The following is a 20,351-nucleotide window of genomic DNA, read 5'->3' on the forward strand; positions in this document are numbered from 1 at the left end:
ACAGATTTCTAAACACTACCTGCTTTTTCCTAGCATGGGTAGAAATATGTTCCAGCATCGCATTTGGTTGCGACCCTAAAGTCTGGATCATTTAAAGCCTTTTCAATAAGGCTCTTTTTGTTTGGAATATGTATTGTTGGAACTGACGACATAGAATCTCTGAACTTAGGAAGATTGTCCCATAAGTTTTTAATTTGTTGTTTTATTGTATTGCTCGAACAGTTTATGATATCACTCTTTTCCGAATATTCAGGGTATACCACAATGACTGGCAAACCATTTGTATTTATACCGAAGTCAACCTCTTCGCGTAATGCCCTTGAATTACAAGTATGTGAACTCAGAAAAAGAACAATGTTCTTAGATTTATTCAATCTATCCCGTAATCTAGGTTTTAATGTTTGCTCCCAATCGCTACCATCTCGTACGTTATAGTTTTTATTGTGTGAGTCCACAAAAGGGAAAGAAGCATCTTTACCTTTCCAGGCTCTAAGCAAGTTGTATGAGACAAAGTCCTTTGTGGAGTGAGCCCCCAAGTTAGTCTCACTGAATGGTTCCTTCACATAAAAGGCTGAGTAATTACCAGTTCTATTTGCCATGCTCAATTCTCTATACTTTTGATTAATTTGATCTTACCTTACCGATAAGCCCTAAATTTTTCTTGTTTTTAGACCAAATTGTGATTTGGGCATTACCGAAATCCGCATTTGCAACCGCGTGTTGGCTTTAGAAGACTCGTTAATACAGACCTTCTACCTAGATACATCTGTTTAGCTCACAAGCCAGTATCAATCAACATGCTATATCAAACAAAGCACATAATCCTTCATTAAGAAAAGTAGGTCAAGCTAGAAATATTGTTATGGTGTAGACTTTTCGCCCTGAGTAATTTTGGGGCATTTTCGTGTTTGAAAGGTGGTAATCACAAAGGCGGTAACGAGAGTTGTTGGCCGCCAGTTTGGTATGATCCTTTATTACTAAGGATGAGACTTATTACTCTCCTACACAAATGAGAGGGGACTCTTATTGCGCTAACGCCCAACTTTTGAATTTATGTTCTGGATACCAAGTTCCATTTTCATTCTTGCTGATGAGTTTGCAGAATGCACTTTCATGATTGGAGGTACAAATCCACGCGTAATAACGGCCTCTTCAATCCATAAAACCACGTCATATCCAGTGCCATGATCATCATCTCCAAGGTCGTGATCTAAGCTAATCTCAGTTACATTACCGCTTTTAAGCAACTCGATCACTTCTTCAGGCCAATAAGATCTAACCCAACCTTCCGGTGTATCTCTTTCATCATCTAAATATACCTTCATGTAATACCCGTAATTTATAATTGCGACAACACTTTTTGTATCGCTAGGACAAAACCATTTTTAAATAGTGGGCGACCATGTACATCTTTAACAGCACCGTACTTTGATACTGTCCAACCTCTTTGCGCCATCTTATCTTCATTAATGGCATCCTCAAGAGCCTCGATATCAGCATTGAGCAATACATCATTCAATGACGGCAACACTTCAACGTCCTGCTTTACTTGTTCCGCATGAATAACCTGATTAGGTCGCATATCAACAACCACCTCAGCATTTTGTTTAAGGATACGGTTCTCTGCTTTTAAGTACAGGGCGCAGATCTCAGTGATGTTACCATTCTTGTGGTTATTCATTAATTGCTAATGTTTAATTTCCTAAAATATGGTTTTGTCCAATAATGAGTTAACTTCTTGGTTAACTCATTTGGTCAGACTATAACCCTCTTCAACAAAATGCTCTGTAGTGCAAGCCAAACTCAGGTCAACAAATTTTTAAGCCTTATTTCCTTGTACTTAACTGAAGTAGCAATTAGCATACTCTAATTTAGTCAACGTTGACTCCTTTTTATCAGGGATATTATTTCCCGATTATCGCAGCTAACACAATGTAAATTAAAGTGATTAACTCGATAAGACACTCAAAAGTCAACAAATTTTTCTACTGATAAAAATGTGATTGATTTTGATTTTCGCTTACTCCATAAAAGAGCCGAGTGGCATAAGTTAAGACTTGCGATTGGTCGCGGCAAACAGCACAGTTTTTTTCGTAGTTCAAACCAGAGTCAGCAAGGGTTTATTACCATTCCCGGGCGAGTAGTGTTGGATGGAATTGATACATTAAAAACAGCCACTTACCAATTTCGTTCTTGGTCATTGGAATCAGTATCAAGGGAGCTATTAGGCGAAGGAAAAGCGATTCACAACGCCCATGATCGGATGGATGAAATCAACCGTATGTTTAAAAAAGACAAACCTTCACTGGCGAAATATAACCTGCAAGATTGTGTGTTAGTGAATAAAATCTTTGAACATACCCATTTGCTGGATTTCGCCATTGAACGTTCCCGTCTCACGGGTGTGGAGCTAGATCGCGTCGGCGGTTCTGTCGCCGCCTTTACCAATCTCTATTTACCTCAATTGCATCGCGCGGGTTACATCGCGCCTAACTTACACTCCGAAAATTGGGTCGCAAGCCCCGGAGGCTATGTGATGGACTCCATCCCTAACCTCTACGACTCTGTGTTACTTCTTGATTTTAAAAGCTTATATCCCTCGATCATTCGTTCATTTTTAATTGACCCACTTGGCTTGATTGAAGGGCTAAAAATTCCGATTGGCAAAGAGGATAACCAAGCGGTAACGGGATTTCGTGGCGGTCAATTTCACCGCACCAAACATTTTCTTCCAGAAATGATCGAGAAATTATGGGCTGCGCGTGATGTGGCGAAAAAAAACAATAACAAAGCCTTTTCACAAGCGATCAAAATCATCATGAACTCTTTCTACGGGGTGCTTGGATCGTCAGGTTGTCGTTTTTTTGATACTCGTTTGGCGTCCAGTATTACCATGCGCGGACACGAGATCATGAAGCAAACTAAAAAGTTAATTGAGGCGCAAGGCTATCAAGTGATTTATGGTGATACCGACTCAACTTTTGTCTCTTTAGGTGGTCAATATTCACAGCAGCAAGCGGATCGCGTAGGAAAACAACTGGTTGAACACATCAATCAATGGTGGACAACCCACTTGCGTGAAGAGTACCGATTGGAATCGATGCTGGAATTGGAATACGAAACCCACTACCGAAAGTTTCTGATGCCAACCATCCGAGGTTCAGAAACGGGGTCAAAAAAACGCTATGCGGGATTGATCGGTGAAGGCGAAAACGAGCGGCTAATTTTTAAAGGGCTTGAGAGTGCAAGAACGGACTGGACTCCGCTCGCACAACGCTTTCAGCACCAACTTTATTCGATGATTTTTAATGGTGAAGACCCTGCGGCGTTTATTCGTGAAATCGTTGAGCAAACTCAAACCGGTCAACTCGACCATGAGCTCGTGTACCAAAAACGGTTGCGTCGCAAACTGCATGAATACCAAAAAAACGTACCGCCACAAGTAAGAGCTGCGCGACTTGCTGATACGATAAACCAGCAGTTAGGCCGACCATTACAATATCAAAATCGAGGTCGTATCGAATATCTCATCACACTGAATGGCCCTGAGCCTAAAGAGTATTTAAAAAGTCCTATCGATTATCAGCACTATATCGATAAACAATTGCAGCCAGTCGCAGAAGCCATTTTGCCTTTTGTTGGCTTGAATTTCGAACAGCTCAGCCAACCACAACTTGGGCTATTTTAAGAAGTACGACGATCTAGCCAGCGGTTAACCAATCCGAAACTCTGTTTTTTGGTACTGCTTTGCCAGCCATTGACCATAACTGTCTAGAATCCCAATCACTGAACGTTTGGCGATCACTCGTCCAGAGAGCAAAATACCCAATCTCTCAATGTCGATTTTTTTCTCCGGGTGATAACGTAAAAACTGCTGCCCGCATTCGATAGGATCATCAAACCAATTTTTGTCACGATACATAATCAAAGCATAGCTGGCGCGCAGTAATTTCTTGGCAATGGCTACTTGCGCCTTGCTCTGTTCGCTTTCAGAACTGGTTTTTGCAATTTTATCACGGTAAAAAAAGACCCAATCTGCGATGTCCATATTCCAGTGTTTAGCTATTTCCCAACTGGGTTCGAAATCGCCAAAGCATTCCGCCAGATCATCACCCAAGATACAAACGCAACAATGGCGCAACATAAATCCCCACGTAAAAATGCTCTCTAAAGTAGCTACTTCGCTCACGAGTGCAGTTTTGATCGAGACTTCGGTGATATGTGGGAAACTTTTCTGAAATCGCCATTTTATCGTATTCAGCAGAGTTGCTCGTTGCTCGGAGAAATCACAGTGCGTGACCAACACTACATCCAAATTGGAGCGCCCATAACGCGCAGTTCTGCGCGCCACACTGCCATAAAGGTAAAGACTATGTAGATTGTCACCTAACCCGGCACGCAGAAACTTGATGAGATCATCGATAGCCGCTTGATATTCAGCCTGAAAGGGTTGTTTTGGGTCAATAACCGATAAATACATAGCAAAAAGCGTTAGTTAATTTAAGAAAAAGTACACGCGGTCATGTTCTACTATGCAAAGCAATCAATCAAGATATTCCTTTTCGAAAACGGCAAGGTATAATGCGCCGAAACTAAGTATGAAGGAAAAATTCCATGCCAAAGGCGAATGAATTAAAAAAAGGGTTTGCTATTATTTCTGGTGGCAAGACGCTATTGATCAAAGATATCGAAGTGACCACTCCTGGTGGCCGCGGTGGTTCTAAAATCTACAAACTACGTTGTACTGATTTGAACACTGGCGCTCGCGTTGATGAGCGTTTAAAAGCCGATGACTTTGTCGACACCGTTGACATGAACCGCCGTGCGGTTTCGTTTTCTTATGTTGATGGCGATGAGTACATCTTCATGGATAACGAAGATTACACTCAATTTACGTTTAAACAGGCGGATATCGAAGATGAGCTGCTGTTCATCACTGAAGAAATCCAAGGTATGTATGTGGTTGTCGTTGACGGTGTTGCGGTAGCACTAGATGTCCCTTCATCTGTCGAGCTTGTGATTGAAGAAACTGATCCTTCCATCAAAGGTGCTTCAGCTTCTGCGCGTTCAAAACCAGCACGTTTAAGCACTGGCCTTGTTGTGCAGGTTCCTGAATATGTCGCAACTGGCGACCGTATTATTATCAACACTGCTGAACGCAAATACATGAGCCGAGCATAATAATGTCTGATTTGATTTCTTACGACGATGCCATTGATGCGGCTTACGACATCTTTCTTGAAATGGCACCCGATAATCTAGAACCTGTTGATGTCATCCTGTTTACGGCACAATTTGAAGACCGTGGCGCGGCTGAACTGCTTGACGTTGGTGATGATTGGGTTCAACACGTGGGTTTTGACGTCGATAAGGAAGCTTACGCGGAAGTATTGATCGGTCTTGTCAACGAAGAGGACGACGTACTAGACGATGTGTTTGCAAGAATGCTCGTCAGCCGCGACCCAGACCAAAAGTTCTGCCACATTCTGTGGAAGCGTGACTAACCTCATTACTGTTGCTGCGTTTTATAATGAAATCGTCGTGACACTGTCTTGAGGCAAACAGCAATAACGCCAATCGTGATTGATTGGCGTTATTATTTTTAAGCGTGATCTTTTTCCAGAGCTTTCTCTTCAACCAGTTGATAGTGAATTACATACAACTGTTCAATATTGGGATAAATGTCTTGAATCACCTCTTTCAGTGTCGTGAGTGACATATTTTCTTGCTCTGCATGGTAGTGGCTTAATTCGCTAAATAGGATCGGTTCAACCTTATTGATTAACAAGCGGCAGAACTTTCGTCCCTCTTCCAACGTACTCACCTCGACAATAGAGCCAACTTGGTAGTGCTTTTCGCTCTCATCACGAATGGTGATCACTTTCTTTTTCGCCAAAATATCCGCTTCAAAACGAGCGAAAAAAGTCATTTCTGTTGGAGCTGTCATCGCATTTTCTCTTTATTATTTAAACCACAAGTTACTATTTACAACACAAGTTACGACTTACAACACAAGTTACGACGCCATCTTACCGTGACACTGACCCTTTGTCGTCGATAGCTGCTTCACCAATTCACAGTTTTGGCGGATGATGATCGCAAAGCCTTATCTAAATATTGCATTTCCCAGCGACTTCGTTAATTATTTGTATATTCAAATAAAACTCATCATGCCCATGTCAAGCTCACCACTTTATAGACAAATAAAACAATTTATTTTAGATAACATTGAATCCGGACACTGGCCTGTCGGCCAACGCATAAGCACCGAGCTAGAACTGACCGAGCAATTTAATGTGAGTCGGATGACGGTGAATAAAGCGATACGGGATCTGGTGGCTGATGGAAAACTGCAGCGCCGACCAAGGCTAGGTACTTTTGTTTGCGCTGTAGAAGACAAAGCGGAATCACCGCTACTTGATATTCGTAATATTGCTGACGAGGTTGCTAGCCGAGGGAAGCAATATCGCAGTAAAGTCTTAAAGCAACTTGCGTTAACAGCAGATGAAAGTGTCGCTATCAAACTCAGCGTCATGCTAGGATCTTCTGTTTTTTATAGTGAAATCATTCACTTTGCTAATGACACTCCGATACAACTGGAAGTGCGTTGGGTCAATAGCCGCTACGCGCCCCACTATCTTGAACAAAACTTCTCGTTCATGACGCCCAATCAATATCTTTCACAAAACTGCCCATTAAGTGCAATTGAGCACACTGTTGAAGCCATTATTGCCGAGCATCACATCAAACAATTGTTGCAGTTGGCCGTCAATGAACCCTGTTTACTACTTAATCGCCGTACCTGGAGTGGCGATAAGTTAGTCAGCTCTGCACTGCTTTATCACCCGGGCTCGAAATACAAATTAACCTCTAAAGTGATGCTCGATTAACGCTACACATTTCAACATTCGATCACACTTTTGCAACATTCATCTTGCACCGCCTGCGCTTTTGCCTTATTTATTTGTATATACATTTAAATCAGCAGCGCACTAAGCGATAACGGTGACAATAAAGATGGATCTAATACTGACCAACGCGCGTATCGTCAGCATGGAACAAGGAGAGCTTGGCTATCAGCCTAGCTCTCCTAAAACTGTGGTGATAAAAGCGGGCAAAATTGACGCCTACTTTGATAGCCACATTCCCATCGCCGCCGCGCCAGAACACAAAGTCATAGATTGCCAAGGCAAGCTTATCACTCCGGGGTTGATAGATTGCCATACTCACCTTATCTATGCCGGTAACCGCGCCAATGAGTTTGAAATGCGCTTGCAAGGTGTTCCCTACCCAGAGATCGCCAAGCAAGGCGGCGGTATTTTATCAACCGTCCACGCCACCCGCACCGCATCCATTGACCAATTGGTTGAGTTGGCACTACCAAGGTTAGAGGGGTTGCTGCGTTCCGGTGTCACATCCGTTGAGATCAAATCGGGCTACGGTTTAACGCTCCATGATGAGATAAAAATGCTCAAAGCGGCTAAGCACCTTGAGGATCATCGCCGCATTAAAGTCGTCACAACACTGCTCGCCGCTCACGCCATTCCACCAGAATATCAACACCGATCAGACGATTATGTTGAGCATATTTGTCAGGAAATCATCCCTCTGGTGGCCGAACAAAAACTCGCTTCGAGCGTCGATGTGTTTTGTGAATCGATTGGTTTTACGCTGGCACAAACAGAAAAAGTGTTCCAAGCCGCAATTGCGCATGGGCTGCAAGTGAAAGGTCATACCGAGCAATTATCAAACCTAGGGGGAAGCGCTTTAACCGCCCATTACCAAGGTTTGTCTGCCGATCATATCGAATATTTAGATGAGCAAGGTGTGTTTGCACTCGCCCGTTCCAATACCGTGGCAACCTTGCTGCCCGGTGCTTTTTATTTCTTACGTGAAACCCAACGCCCACCGATTGATTTACTGCGTCAGAATCATATTCCAATGGCCATCGCAAGTGATTTCAACCCCGGTACATCGCCGTTTGCTGACCTCACTCTTATTATGAATATGGCGTGCACACTGTTTGGCTTAACCCCCCAAGAAGCCTTACGAGGTGTGACTCAACATGCTGCGCAAGCGTTAGGTTTTGCTGATTCTCGCGGCAAAATTGCCACTGGCTACGATGCCGACCTCGCCATTTGGAATATTAACCACCCAGCCGATTTAAGTTATCAAGTAGGCGTACCGCGTTTGCATGCACGCGTAGTTGACGGAGCATTTACCTATGAATAACCCTACCTTTAGCAACACTCAGCACTGCTTCGAGTGGCAAGGCCGTCACGATGCCGAAGATGGCGAGTTAGGTACACGCGTTCACCATCAAACTCAACGTTGCACCGTCAATACGCTACCCATTCAACAAAACCAAGATGAGAAAGCCATTGCCATTATCGGTTTTGAATGCGATGCAGGGGTGGCCCGCAATAAAGGGCGCATTGGCGCAAAACAGGCCCCCGATGCCATTCGCCAAGCGCTGGCCAACATGGCTTGGCATAAGCACTCTCGCTTTTTTGATCTGGGCAATATTCGCTGTATTGATGATGAACTTGAGCTGGCTCAGCAACAGTGCGCTGATGCGATTGCCCATACGCTTAAACAAACGCCCGTTATCGTACTGGGTGGCGGTCATGAAGTCGCTTGGGCCACGTTTCAAGGCGCAGCGCAATATCTGAGTCAACAAGCCATCAGCCAACCACGAATTGGGATCATCAATTTTGACGCACATTTCGATTTGCGTGCTTTGGAGTCAGAGATCGCTTCGGTGAGACCTAGCTCGGGCACGCCCTTTAATCAAATTCATCAATGGTGCGAGCAAAATCAATGGCCATTTCATTACGCTTGCTTAGGTGTGAGCCGAGCAAGTAATACGACTGCACTGTTTCAACGAGCCGATGAACTAGGCGTTTGGTATATGCAAGATAATCAGTTTTCAGCACTGAGCCCGATTGATCATCTGCGTGAACTGCAACACTTCATTGACCAGTGTGACTATCTCTATTTGACGATTGACTTAGATGTCTTTCCAGCTGCAACGGCGCCGGGAGTCAGCGCCCCAGCGGCACGTGGCGTAAGTTATGAAGCGCTTGCCCCTTATTTTGACAAAATTTTCTACCACAAAAATAAGCTGTTAATTGCCGACATTGCCGAATACAACCCGCAATTTGACCAAGACAATCAAACTGCTCGTCTCGCGGCAAGGCTGTGTTGGGATATCGCCAATGCCATGACCGACGATTAATCGCTACACCTCACTAAACCCGATACTGGCACCATAACAACAATAGCGCCACATTGTGAAACACAAGGAGTCTCAACATGACGCAACCCCATACTCAAGAGCAACGTCTTGATACTGCGCGCACCATTCGCGCCCCTCACGGTACAACACTTCGAGCCAAATCGTGGTTAACCGAAGCGCCACTGCGCATGCTCATGAACAACCTTGACCCAGACGTTGCAGAGCACCCACATGCACTTGTGGTGTATGGTGGCATTGGCCGCGCGGCCCGAAATTGGCCGTGCTTTGATAAAATTGTTGAAGTGCTTGAACGCCTTGAAGAGGATCAAACGCTCTTGGTTCAATCAGGCAAACCTGTCGGTGTTTTCCCGACGCACAAAAATGCACCACGTGTGCTAATTGCCAACTCAAACCTTGTACCACATTGGGCCAACTGGGAGCACTTTAATGAGCTCGATAAGCAAGGCTTGATGATGTACGGTCAAATGACGGCTGGCTCATGGATCTACATCGGCTCACAAGGCATTGTACAAGGTACTTACGAGACCTTCGTCGCCATCGCTAAACAGCATTTTGCTGGTAGCGCAAAAGGCCGCTGGGTGTTGACTGGCGGCTTAGGTGGCATGGGCGGCGCTCAGCCATTAGCGGCAACCATGGCTGGGTTCTCCATGATTGCGGTCGAGTGTGATGAATCGCGCATCGACTACCGCTTACGCACTGGTTATGTCGATAAAAAAGCCACCAGTTTAGATGAAGCCTTGGCGATGATCGATAGCTCGGCGACACCGATTTCTGTCGGTTTGTTAGGTAATGCCGCTGATATTTTTCCACAGCTAGTTGAGCGTAATATCACCCCCGATGTGGTGACAGACCAAACCTCGGCCCATGACCCACTCAATGGTTATCTACCCTTAAATTGGAGCATGGAATACGCCGCTCAAATGCGCACTCAAGATGAAAGCCAGGTGGTCAAAGCGGCCAAAGCATCGATGGCGGTCCAAGTTCAAGCGATGTTAACGCTGCAAAAACGCGGCGCTGCCACACTCGACTACGGCAACAATATCCGCCAAATGGCTCTCGAAGAAGGAGTGGCAAACGCTTTTGACTTCCCGGGATTCGTGCCAGCCTACATTCGCCCACTATTTTGTGAGGGGATTGGACCTTTTCGCTGGGTCGCCCTGTCTGGCGATCCCGAAGACATTTATAAAACCGACCAAAAAGTGAAAGAGTTAATCCCTGATAACCCCCATCTACATAACTGGCTAGACATGGCGCGCGAACGCATTCAATTCCAAGGCCTACCAGCTCGCATCTGTTGGGTGGGTTTGAAAGATCGCGAACGTTTAGGCCAAGCCTTTAACGCGATGGTGAAAAGTGGCGAGTTAAAAGCGCCAGTCGTGATTGGTCGCGACCATTTAGATTCCGGCTCGGTAGCAAGCCCAAACCGTGAAACTGAAGGTATGCTAGATGGCTCAGACGCTGTTTCCGATTGGCCGCTGCTCAACGCACTGCTCAATACCGCCGGTGGCGCAACTTGGGTGTCACTCCACCACGGCGGTGGCGTAGGTATGGGCTTTTCTCAGCACTCTGGCATGGTGATCTGCTGCGATGGTTCAGATGACGCAGCACAACGTATTGCACGTGTTTTACATAACGACCCAGCCACAGGTGTCATGCGCCATGCTGATGCAGGTTATGACATTGCGAAACGCTGTGCTAAAGAACAAAAGCTCGACCTGCCAATGCTCAACCATGAACTCGCGCAACTGATAGTAAGGACAAAAAAAACATGTTAAATCTTGTTATTAAACCGGGCCAATTGAGCTTAAAAGCACTGCGTCAAGTAAGCCGAAAGCCGGTCACCGTATCACTCGACTCCAGCGCGATAGCGGGTATTGAAGCAAGCACACAAGTCGTTGAACAAGTGATTGCCGAAAATCGTACTGTTTATGGTATCAATACGGGGTTTGGCCTACTTGCCAATACTAAAATTGCCCCTGAAGATTTAGAAACCTTGCAGCGCAGCATCGTGCTTTCACACGCTGCGGGTATTGGTAAATTCATGGCGGATGAAACCGTTCGCTTGATGATGGTACTCAAAATTAATAGTCTTTCCCGTGGGTATTCTGGTATTCGACTTGAGGTGATCAACGCCTTGATGGCGTTAGTTAATCACCAAGTCTACCCCTGTGTTCCACAAAAGGGATCGGTTGGCGCATCGGGTGATTTAGCGCCTTTAGCACACATGAGTACGGTGCTGCTCGGCGAAGGGCAAGCTCGCCACAACGGCGAAATTATCTCTGGACTGGACGCGTTGAAAATCGCAGGGCTAACTCCTATTACTTTAGCGCCAAAAGAGGGGCTCGCGCTACTCAATGGCACACAAGCCTCTACCGCATTTGCCCTAGAGGGGTTATTTGCCGCAGAAGACTTATTTGCCTCCGCCATTGTGTGTGGTTCAATGTCGGTCGAAGCGGCGCTGGGCAGTCGCCGCCCGTTTGATCCGCGCATTCATCGCGTTCGCGGCCATCGCGCGCAAATGGATGCCGCCAGCGCTTATCGCCATGTACTTGACAGCCGCAGCGAGATTGGTGAATCCCACACCGCATGTGAAAAAGTACAAGATCCGTATTCACTGCGTTGCCAACCACAAGTGATGGGCGCGTGCTTACAGCAAATTCGCAATTCGGCTGAAACGCTAGAAGTGGAAGCCAATGCCGTTTCCGACAACCCTCTGGTGTTTGCAGACGATGGCGACATCATCTCTGGCGGTAATTTCCATGCAGAGCCCGTCGCAATGGCAGCGGATAATTTGGCGCTAGCGATTGCCGAAATAGGTAGTTTGTCAGAACGACGCATGGCACTCTTGATTGACAGCGCGCTCAGCAAGCTCCCGCCATTTTTAGTGGACAACGGTGGCGTTAACTCTGGCTTTATGATTGCGCAAGTGACGGCGGCAGCGCTAGCCAGTGAAAATAAAACGCTCGCCCATCCGGCTTCTGTTGACAGCTTACCTACTTCGGCCAACCAAGAAGATCACGTGTCGATGGCAACGTTTGCTGGTCGTCGTCTGCGTGATATGAGCGAAAACACGCGTGGTATTTTAGCGGTCGAGTATCTTTCTGCCGCGCAGGGGCTCGATTTCAGAGCGCCCAATAAATCCTCCGCATTAGTCGAAGAAGCGAAACAAATCCTGCGTAAAAAAGTTTCGTTTTACGATAAGGATCGCTACTTCTCGCCAGACATTGAACAAGCCAATACCTTGTTAGAACTGGCGGTACATAACTCGCTCATGCCGGAAAATCTTCTCCCTAGCTTATAATGTTACGCTATTGAGCCTCGCTCTCTGTGAGGCTCTTTTTACTGATTGGACCATTCATCGAGTGGAGTTGACTTATAATCGCGTCAGTTTTGGCTATACAGCGTACATTATGTCTCTTACATCTTATTTCTCTCATCAAGATCAAAAATTCCAGTTCACTCGCCAACAAGCGAGTCACTTTGCTAAAAAAGTGGCGGGAGATTTCAACCCAATCCACGACGAAGACAGCAAGCGTTTCTGTGTTCCGGGCGATTTGCTCTTTGCAGTATTGCTGCAAAAAGAAGGCATTAGCCAAAAGATGCGTTTTGATTTTTCAGGCATGGTCAGCGATGGTATTGCACTGCACATTGAAAATAAGTGCATGAAAGAGAGCGCTCTTGTCGATACTGCCGGCAAAGAGTATCTACACATGAGCCGTGAAGGGCAAGTAAGCCACAACACCGCATTTATCGAACACGTTGTGACGAGCTATGTGCAGTTTTCTGGTATGAACTTCCCGCACATCATGGTGCCATTGATGGAAGAAGCGCAGATGATGATTAACTGCCAACGCCCATTAGTCATCTATGAAAGCATGGAAGTGGAATTTGAACGTTTAGACCTCACTTCACCTGAAGTTGAGTTTTCTGGTGCGACGTTTGATGTTGACGGTAAACGTGGCATTGTCACGCTTAACTTTGCCTTTAAAGAAAACGGTCAAATCGTGGGGAAAGGGGTAAAGCGCATGGTAGCCAGTGGCCTGAAACCTTATGACCAAGAAGCAGTCGATGACTTAGTTAATCGCTTCAATGAACGTAAAGAGATGTTTTTAGCTCAATTTTCAAAAGCAGCCTAACCGTATTCTTTTTACTATGATTTGAGCTCTTTTGCTCATTATCTAGAACCATATTTGTTGTCTAGAACCATGTTCGTTGTATAGATTGTCGCCCCGCTATTCTTGCGGGGCTTTTGATTTCGGATGCCTTACGACATTCAACTATATCCAGCGCCTGACACGCTGCTTGTAATCGACATACTCTTCGCCAAAACGCGCTTCCAGCACTCGCTCTTCTGGATAAATCTGAAAACGATTCATAAACCACACAAATAAAAATGCGACCACGAGGCTCAACCCATTGTGTTGCCAATAAGCCACGCCAAACAACAGGAAAAAGAGCCCCAGATACATCGGATTCCGCGAATAACGGTAGATACCGCTATCCACAATACACGATGTCGTTTCTGGTTTGGTTGGATTGACCGTAGTTTTCTTGCGACGAAATTCGTAAATCCCCAGTAAACCAACGATGCCAGATAAAACAAAGCAAATCGCAAAGACCGCTCGAGGCAGAGGTAAAGCGAGGCTTGCAAACTCAAAACTGTATGAGATACGATGCATCAACAGTAGCGCCACAATAAATATCGCCACTGGGGGTATTTTCAGTTCAAATTTTTCCATGCTGCTCCACCTGACTGTGCTTCGCTCCAAACCAATATCGACAGTATAGTAAAAAGCCCAGCAAGGTCTGGGCTTAGGGTTTACAACAATGCCAATAAAGCTTGTAACGGATGCTTTGGTTTTACCTGTTCAAATCGTTTCACTTGACTGCGGCAGGAATACCCTGTGATCAAGCAACGCTCTTTGGGCAGTTTTTCTAAACTTGGCTTCCAGCTTAAACCATAAATATCTTTCGACATCTCCAGCTTATCCTGTTCGTGGCCAAAGGTTCCTGCCATGCCACAACAACCAACTGGCACCGTTTTTAACTGGGAACCAAAATGGCTAAATATCGCGCCCCACTCTTTTTCTGCATTCGGTAGTTTGGTCTTTTCCGTGCAATGAGCAAACAGATACCAAGGCGCGTCACTGTGGTTTTGGTGATGGTTAAACTCCGACAAACGTGGCAACAGCCACTCATGAACGGTCAACACATCAAACTCACCACGCTTATCGCCAAGAATTTCGTTATACTCATCACGGTAGCAAAGCACTAACGCTGGATCGACACCGACCATTGGAATATTGAGATCCGCTACCTGCGACAAAAACGCAGCGGTGTTTTTCGCAGTGGCTGTGAATTGCTTTAAAAATCCTTTGATATGCTGCGCTTTACCATTGGGTTTGAATGGCAACAGTATCGGGTTTTTGCCTAATTTGATCAGCAATTGCACGAAATCTTCAACCACCTCAGCATCATAATAACTGGTGAATGGGTCTTGAACGATAATCACATGTTCAGCGCGATCTTGCTGTGACAGCCCAGCGAGGCGCTGCATATCGAATTTCACCACTTGGCCTGCGACACGCTTTGCCAACGTCGGTACCGAAAGCAAGGGCGCATCAACGTAACCAACGGTTGAAGCGGTGAGGCTTTGTACCCATTTCTGAGCCAATACCCCGTTCACCACTTGCGGAGCCTTTGCCATGACCGGCAAAAGCGTTTCAATATTCGCGACGAGATAATCCTTAGCCGGACGCTGATAACGTGAGTAGTAGATATTTAAAAAACGAGAGCGAAAACTCGGCACATCCACTTTGATTGGACATTGGCTGGCACACGCTTTACACGCCAAGCAGCCGTTCATCGCTTCATACACTTCATGTGAAAAATCGTACTCGCGCGATTTATTGAAAGAGTTACGCACGCGATCAATCATGGTTTTGATGGTTGGGTTTGACTCCAACACTTGTTTCTCTAGGTCGAGAATATCTACACCCTGCTCGGTAAGTTGGCGTAACCATTCACGCACCAAACCGGCACGGCCTTTCGGTGAGTGACGACGATCCGCCGTGACTTTCATCGACGGACACATCGGCGAACTGGTGTCATAGTTAAAGCATAAACCGTTACCATTACACTCCATCGCCTGTTTGAAACTGTCACGGACCTTCACATCGATTTGACGATCAAAATAGCCGCGTTTGGTGTCCGTGACTTTGACCAATTCAAAATTGGTCTCAAGTGGCGTACATATTTTGCCGGGGTTCATTTTATTGTGCGGGTCAAAGGCGGCTTTAACGCGTCGTAATTCAGTAAATAGCTCCTCACCAAAAAACGCGGGGCCATATTCGGAGCGATAACCTTTGCCATGTTCGCCCCACATTAAACCGCCATATTTTGCCACCAGCTTGACTACCTCATCAGACACTTCATGCATCAGAAGCTCTTGCTGTGGGTCACACAAATCCAAAGCAGGACGCACATGCAGCACGCCGGCATCCACGTGGCCAAACATGCCATAACTGAGCTGTTTGTCATCCAGCAAGGTACGGAATTCGCTAATAAAATCAGCCAAGTGTTGAGGAGGAACACAAGTATCTTCAGCAAAAGCAACGGGTTTAGCCTTCCCTTTGGCCGCCCCTAATAACCCCACCGCTTTTTTGCGCATGTTGTAAATCAGGTTAATGCTCGCCAAATCACTGCACACTTGATAGCCAATGATGCCCGCTTGTTCTTGCTCAAGCATCTGATCAAGACGCTGCGTCAATGAAGCGACCTGCGCGGCGACCTCTTGCTCGCTTTGGCCTGCGTATTCGACCATGTTGATGCCTTGCATCTCTTTGCCCGGAACATCCGCTAATAACTCGCTGACGCTATGCCAAACAATATCTTGCTTAGCTAAATTTAATACTTTGGAATCGACGGTTTCAACCGATAACGCATTGGCCGCTACCATTAAAGGGGCATTACGCAATGCCGAATCAAAGCTGTTGTACTTCACATTGACTAAGGTACGAGCTTGGGGGATAGGCGTCAGATTCAAGGTTGCTTCTGTGATGAAGACCAAAGAGCCTTCTGCGCCACAAAGTACCCGAGTGAGATTAAAGTGATCACCTTCTTCATCAAGCGCATTTTTAAGATCGTAGCCCGTCAGAAAGCGGTTAAGAGGTGGAAATTTCGCCACAATTTGTTCGCGCTTGTCACGGCATACCGCTTCGGTCACTTGCAAAGCATTCGCAGCAAAAGTACCACTTTCAGGCAAGCCTAATGAGAGATCCGATTCAAGTACCGAGCCATCGGCAAAAACGGCTTGCAGAGACAAGACATGATCCGACGTTTTGCCATATTTTAAAGAGCCCTGCCCTGACGCATCGGTATTGATCATGCCACCAAGTGTGGCTCGGTTACTGGTCGAAAGATCCGGTGAGAAAAAATAACCTAATGGTCTGACCGCATCATTTAATTGGTCTTTCACCACGCCAGCTTGTACTCTTACCCAACCTTCATCAGCATTAATTTCAAGCACTTGGTTCATGTGACGAGATAAATCAACCACAATACCTTTGGTTAACGACTGGCCATTGGTACCAGTGCCACCACCGCGCGGTGAAAAAGTGACTCTCTCAAACTCTGGTTTTGAGCTAATCTTACCAATAAGTGCTACGTCATGAGTTGATTTGGGATGTACAACGGCTTGAGGCAATTGCTGATAGACACTGTTGTCAGTCGCAACAGCAAGTCGGCTAGAGTATTGTGATTCGATATCGCCGCTAAACCCCTCGTTTTCGAGTTGTTGTAAAAAGCTCAAAACGACGGGATCGACGTCCGTTTGGTGATGAAGTCTTGGTAACATTTGCTTCCTGCCCCTACTGCGCTGATCCAATCAGCTGTGGGTTAATGGTTATTTTGATATTAATCTTTGAATTTCGTCACTTTACAACATTTAAAAAGGTGATCAAATCAGAATCTCAATGCAAGAATGAATCTCTCTAAAAAGTCATCAGTACGACATTTTTCCTGTACACAACATTTTAGCTATATATAGTTAATTAACGCTTTATGCTTTATATATTGATATAGAGAGTTAAATACCGCTTTTAAACTGCAATGCACATTACGGATATCAGAATGAAAAAAAACAAGATTGTTACCACTGAAGATATTTTGCTTAAGCTTTGTCAATCAGTGTCAGGAGTGCTCAGTTCTGCAACAGCGACCAACATTGCTTACTCAGCGATGGTACAAAAAATCAACAAAACGTCACTAAAGCCAGATTTCGGCTGTTTCGTTTTGTTTGATGGTGGCTTCTCTGGGCTCGTTGTTATCAACTTTACGGCCAAGGCTGCGCTGGAAATTTACACCAGTTATATGCGCAACATGGGAATGCCAGAAGAAGAGCTGGCCGTGCTGCACACTTCTGACGAGGTGGGCGATGTACTGGGCGAATTGATGAATCAACTCGTAGGCGACTTCACAAATAAAATCCGCAAAGAACTGCAAACCAACATTACCCAAAACCAACCGAAGATGCTGTCACTCAACAAACAGGTAATTTTGTCGGTGGATACTAATTTAGATCGTCCACAAGCACGCCGAGTTACCTTCTCGACAGAAAGTAATAATATTTTCTATCTTGAACTGGCAATGGATAAAACCGAATTCATCCAACTTGAAGAGTTTGAAGTTCAAGAAGATGAAAGCCCTGATTCAATTTTAGAAGCGACTCAGCAAAAACTGTCTGCCAAAGCAAAAAACGACAAGCAAAACAACAGTGATGATGATTTGACTACAGACCTATTGGATGAACTTGGTATTTAAACCACCAACCTCCTCTCGACTCGCTGCCTGATTTTGGGCAGCGATTCTCCACTTCGCTTTCACTTCCCGCATAAAACCGCTAAAATGTCGGACTTTTCTGAAGTTGTAGAATTGTATTTGCGAATTAATGGATAAACAGAAAGCTCTAAAGAAGATCGCTAAATGTCTTGAACTTGGTAATTCCGCGAATGTGAATGAAGCGGCCAATGCCATCAAGATGGCGCATAGCCTGATGCTGAAGTATGGGCTTGATAAAGATGACATCGAATTTATCAAGATGGGCAAAACCCAATCAACCCATTTACTACCCGCATCGATCACCTCATCACTACTGCGAGTGATCCGCGGTATCAATACTAAGTTTGGTGTAGAAGCGGTGCTACTCAATCATAAAGGACTCAAACGTGTTGAGTTTATTGGTGAGGCCGATCGCGCTATTTTTGCCGCATTCGCTTTTGATATCATTTACCGAGAAATGAACGAGCACACAGGCCAATTTCGAAATAGTTTCGCGGGTAGTGGCACTTCCAGCATGGAAGTCACACGGCGCGTCAATTCGTTCGTTTCGGGTTGGATTGAAGGGGCATTAGAAAAGCTTCCAGTGATCACCGCCGATGATGAATCCAATAACAAAATCAATAATTACATTGATAAAGAGTTTCAAAATATTGACCGTGAAACCTTCAAGCAGCAGCTGCGTGATGCTATGAAAAATATTACCGCGGATTACGAAACTGGGTTAAAAAAAGGCCGTAAAGTATCTGTAAACCGACCGATTGATGGCGCACCTGCTCCAAAACGTCTTAGATAACCATTAATGCGCTATTCTACTCTGTGCATTCGATAGAAATGCGCTACTATTTGAACAGAAATTAGCCCCACAAAACATGGTGAAAATTTGAGAGTTGTCCTTAGTTTGTGCCTGTTTTTCTCCTCATTAATACTGGCTTCTCCTGTTGCTGAGCTAACTGCCCAAGCTCAGCAACAAAACTCAAATGCACAATATCAATTGGCGCTGGCTTATCAGCAAGGGGACAAAGTTGCTGTTAACCTAAACAATGCGTTTTATTGGTTTCAGCAAGCGGCGCAGAATGGACACCCCTTAGCCAAATCTAGGCTAGCCAATCTCTATTTAAGGGGACAAGGAACCCCAAAAGACATCCCTCAAGCTCTATTTTGGCTGACAGACTTAGCCACTAGCGGCGATGTGAATGCTCAATTACAACTCGCTAGAACATACGAAACACTCCCTTCGCCACCCTCAGCGTTAGAATTGTCAGAAATGTGGTATCGCATTGCGGCAAGTAAGAGTAGCCAAGCCGAAGAGGGTTATGCCCGTGTATTGCAAGAAAAATTCAATCAACAACGTGCAAAACAAGTCTCCTCCATCAGCCAATTAGACAGCGCTTTTGACAGCAGCGATGAAGCTGACATGGTGGTCAGCACTACACCCGTTGATCGCAACTCGACAAGCTCTATCATGACGGATTACTTATCTCTATTGTTGCTGATGTTACTCCTTTTGATGCTTATCTATCTTTTCCGCTTCTGGAGACGAAAACGCAAGACTCAACAACACGATAAAAATAGTCAACACCAGCAAGAAATCGAATCGCAGGCCTTTATGATCAAGCAGCAAAAAAGGCAGCTTGAAAGCTTATTCAAAGAGATCAAAAGACTGCAAAACAATCATGTGGCTCAATCTCAGGATCAAAAATTACTATTAGCCTGTGCATTATTTGGCTTTAAACCCAGTGAACTTCCCGATGAAAAAAGCATCAAGCTTCGCTACAAGCAACTGTGCAAAATATACCACCCAGATCTTCAAGGCTCACAAGAAGAAATGAAACGACTCAATGGTGCGTTAAAAATCATCCTGCCTCACGTTAAGTAAATGTTATTTTTAATGCGAAATATTACCGCTCGCGATTAAAACACTCGCTAAAGATAGACAACGCAATCGATCTCCATCTCACTTAAAGTAACAAATAGTTAACTTAATTCTCTTTTATATGGGATAATGCGCCGCGAAAATTACACCTAAATCTTCTAGGTGGGGAGAAAACATGTTTACGATTGAAGGTATTTGCGATTGGTGTAAACAACCAAAGCTATTAATAAAACACGAATATATTGATGGGAAATCGCATCACTCATGTGAAAGTTGCAATGAGTTTGCGCGCATGGATGTCAGGCAGTTTAATATTGCAGAGCAAGCATTTCGAGATCGACAGTCACTGTCACATTAGGCATTACGGAAACCGCATGAACA

19 protein-coding genes and 1 pseudogene are annotated in these 20,351 nt (G+C 45.1%); 13 read left to right on the forward strand and 7 right to left on the reverse strand.

Going from position 1 to position 20,351, the window contains the following annotated elements; all coding sequences use genetic code 11:
- Positions 1-29: 29 nt before the first annotated feature.
- The 3 genes from PL85_RS17250 to gmtX all read right to left on the reverse strand — a co-directional run bounded on the left by PL85_RS17250 (position 30) and on the right by gmtX (position 1,681).
- A complete protein-coding gene (locus tag PL85_RS17250) occupies positions 30-599 on the reverse strand; it encodes a TIR domain-containing protein (RefSeq protein WP_115339070.1) in 570 nt (189 codons plus the stop codon).
- 432 nt (positions 600-1,031) lie between these two features.
- A complete protein-coding gene (locus PL85_RS17255; protein ID WP_088732592.1) occupies positions 1,032-1,325 on the reverse strand; it encodes a cyclic-phosphate processing receiver domain-containing protein in 294 nt (97 codons plus the stop codon).
- 14 nt (positions 1,326-1,339) lie between these two features.
- Entirely contained in the window at positions 1,340-1,681 is a 342-nt protein-coding gene (gene gmtX, locus PL85_RS17260) for a gamma-mobile-trio protein GmtX (protein ID WP_198300427.1), read from the reverse strand.
- Positions 1,682-1,996: 315 nt separating this feature from the next.
- Between gmtX and PL85_RS17265 the strand changes: the two are divergent.
- Positions 1,997-3,688 (forward strand): annotated as a pseudogene (locus PL85_RS17265) (DNA polymerase II); the annotation flags it as partial.
- Positions 3,689-3,712: 24 nt separating this feature from the next.
- Here PL85_RS17265 and PL85_RS17270 read toward each other — a convergent pair.
- On the reverse strand, positions 3,713-4,480 hold the full coding sequence (locus tag PL85_RS17270; protein WP_115339081.1) for a nucleotidyltransferase family protein: 768 nt from the start codon (positions 4,478-4,480) through the stop codon (positions 3,713-3,715).
- A 134-nt stretch (positions 4,481-4,614) separates the two neighbouring features.
- Here PL85_RS17270 and yeiP point away from each other — a divergent pair, with 134 nt between their 5' ends.
- Positions 4,615-5,181 carry an elongation factor P-like protein YeiP gene (yeiP, locus tag PL85_RS17275; protein ID WP_013856610.1) on the forward strand — a complete coding sequence of 189 codons (567 nt, stop codon included), beginning with the start codon at positions 4,615-4,617 and terminating at the stop codon, positions 5,179-5,181.
- 2 nt (positions 5,182-5,183) lie between these two features.
- Positions 5,184-5,504: an HI1450 family dsDNA-mimic protein gene (locus tag PL85_RS17280; RefSeq protein WP_010319022.1), complete on the forward strand. Its 321-nt coding sequence runs from the start codon at positions 5,184-5,186 to the stop codon at positions 5,502-5,504.
- A 98-nt stretch (positions 5,505-5,602) separates the two neighbouring features.
- Here the strand turns inward: PL85_RS17280 and yqfB are convergent, their stop codons facing one another.
- Positions 5,603-5,947, reverse strand: coding sequence for a N(4)-acetylcytidine aminohydrolase (gene yqfB, locus PL85_RS17285; RefSeq protein WP_010319023.1), 345 nt, complete (start codon positions 5,945-5,947; stop codon positions 5,603-5,605).
- Positions 5,948-6,176: 229 nt separating this feature from the next.
- Here yqfB and hutC point away from each other — a divergent pair, with 229 nt between their 5' ends.
- The 6 genes from hutC to PL85_RS17315 all read left to right on the forward strand — a co-directional run bounded on the left by hutC (position 6,177) and on the right by PL85_RS17315 (position 13,395).
- Positions 6,177-6,890 (forward strand): histidine utilization repressor, encoded by a 714-nt coding sequence (gene hutC / locus PL85_RS17290; RefSeq protein WP_115339883.1) that lies wholly within the window; start codon positions 6,177-6,179, stop codon positions 6,888-6,890.
- 127 nt (positions 6,891-7,017) lie between these two features.
- The gene (gene hutI, locus PL85_RS17295) at positions 7,018-8,232 is read left to right on the forward strand and encodes an imidazolonepropionase (RefSeq protein ID WP_115339082.1); all 1,215 of its coding nucleotides are present in this window, start codon (positions 7,018-7,020) and stop codon (positions 8,230-8,232) included.
- Positions 8,225-9,238 carry a formimidoylglutamase gene (hutG, locus tag PL85_RS17300; RefSeq protein WP_115339083.1) on the forward strand — a complete coding sequence of 338 codons (1,014 nt, stop codon included), beginning with the start codon at positions 8,225-8,227 and terminating at the stop codon, positions 9,236-9,238. The genes hutI and hutG overlap by 8 nt, the downstream gene beginning before the upstream one ends.
- 77 nt (positions 9,239-9,315) lie before the next feature.
- A complete protein-coding gene (gene hutU / locus PL85_RS17305) occupies positions 9,316-11,034 on the forward strand; it encodes a urocanate hydratase (RefSeq protein WP_115339084.1) in 1,719 nt (572 codons plus the stop codon).
- Positions 11,028-12,560, forward strand: coding sequence for a histidine ammonia-lyase (gene hutH / locus PL85_RS17310; protein ID WP_017048047.1), 1,533 nt, complete (start codon positions 11,028-11,030; stop codon positions 12,558-12,560). Before hutU ends, hutH begins: the two co-directional genes overlap by 7 nt.
- Positions 12,561-12,669: 109 nt before the next feature.
- Positions 12,670-13,395, forward strand: coding sequence for a DUF3581 domain-containing protein (locus tag PL85_RS17315; protein ID WP_088733057.1), 726 nt, complete (start codon positions 12,670-12,672; stop codon positions 13,393-13,395).
- Positions 13,396-13,536: 141 nt separating this feature from the next.
- On the opposite strand, the gene PL85_RS17320 is transcribed toward PL85_RS17315, so the two are convergent.
- Positions 13,537-14,028 carry a methyltransferase family protein gene (locus tag PL85_RS17320; protein WP_115339085.1) on the reverse strand — a complete coding sequence of 164 codons (492 nt, stop codon included), beginning with the start codon at positions 14,026-14,028 and terminating at the stop codon, positions 13,537-13,539.
- A gap of 50 nt (positions 14,029-14,078) precedes the next feature.
- Positions 14,079-17,114 carry a D-2-hydroxyglutarate dehydrogenase YdiJ gene (gene ydiJ, locus PL85_RS17325; protein ID WP_174223791.1) on the reverse strand — a complete coding sequence of 1,012 codons (3,036 nt, stop codon included), beginning with the start codon at positions 17,112-17,114 and terminating at the stop codon, positions 14,079-14,081.
- Between the two features lie 275 nt (positions 17,115-17,389).
- Between ydiJ and PL85_RS17330 the strand changes: the two genes are divergently transcribed.
- The 4 genes from PL85_RS17330 to PL85_RS17345 all read left to right on the forward strand — a co-directional run bounded on the left by PL85_RS17330 (position 17,390) and on the right by PL85_RS17345 (position 20,328).
- Positions 17,390-18,079 carry a DUF3334 family protein gene (locus tag PL85_RS17330; protein ID WP_026028133.1) on the forward strand — a complete coding sequence of 230 codons (690 nt, stop codon included), beginning with the start codon at positions 17,390-17,392 and terminating at the stop codon, positions 18,077-18,079.
- Positions 18,080-18,206: 127 nt separating this feature from the next.
- Positions 18,207-18,890, forward strand: a complete 684-nt coding sequence (locus PL85_RS17335; RefSeq protein ID WP_017042255.1) for a DUF2786 domain-containing protein — start codon at positions 18,207-18,209, stop codon at positions 18,888-18,890.
- A gap of 105 nt (positions 18,891-18,995) precedes the next feature.
- Positions 18,996-19,973: a J domain-containing protein gene (locus tag PL85_RS17340; protein WP_115339884.1), complete on the forward strand. Its 978-nt coding sequence runs from the start codon at positions 18,996-18,998 to the stop codon at positions 19,971-19,973.
- Positions 19,974-20,145: 172 nt separating this feature from the next.
- Complete coding sequence (locus PL85_RS17345) at positions 20,146-20,328, forward strand: hypothetical protein (protein WP_010319035.1); 183 nt, start codon at positions 20,146-20,148, stop codon at positions 20,326-20,328.
- Positions 20,329-20,351 lie beyond the last annotated feature (23 nt).

The organism is Vibrio anguillarum, from assembly GCF_001989995.2.
In the GTDB taxonomy this organism is placed as follows: Bacteria; Pseudomonadota; Gammaproteobacteria; order Enterobacterales; family Vibrionaceae; genus Vibrio; species Vibrio anguillarum.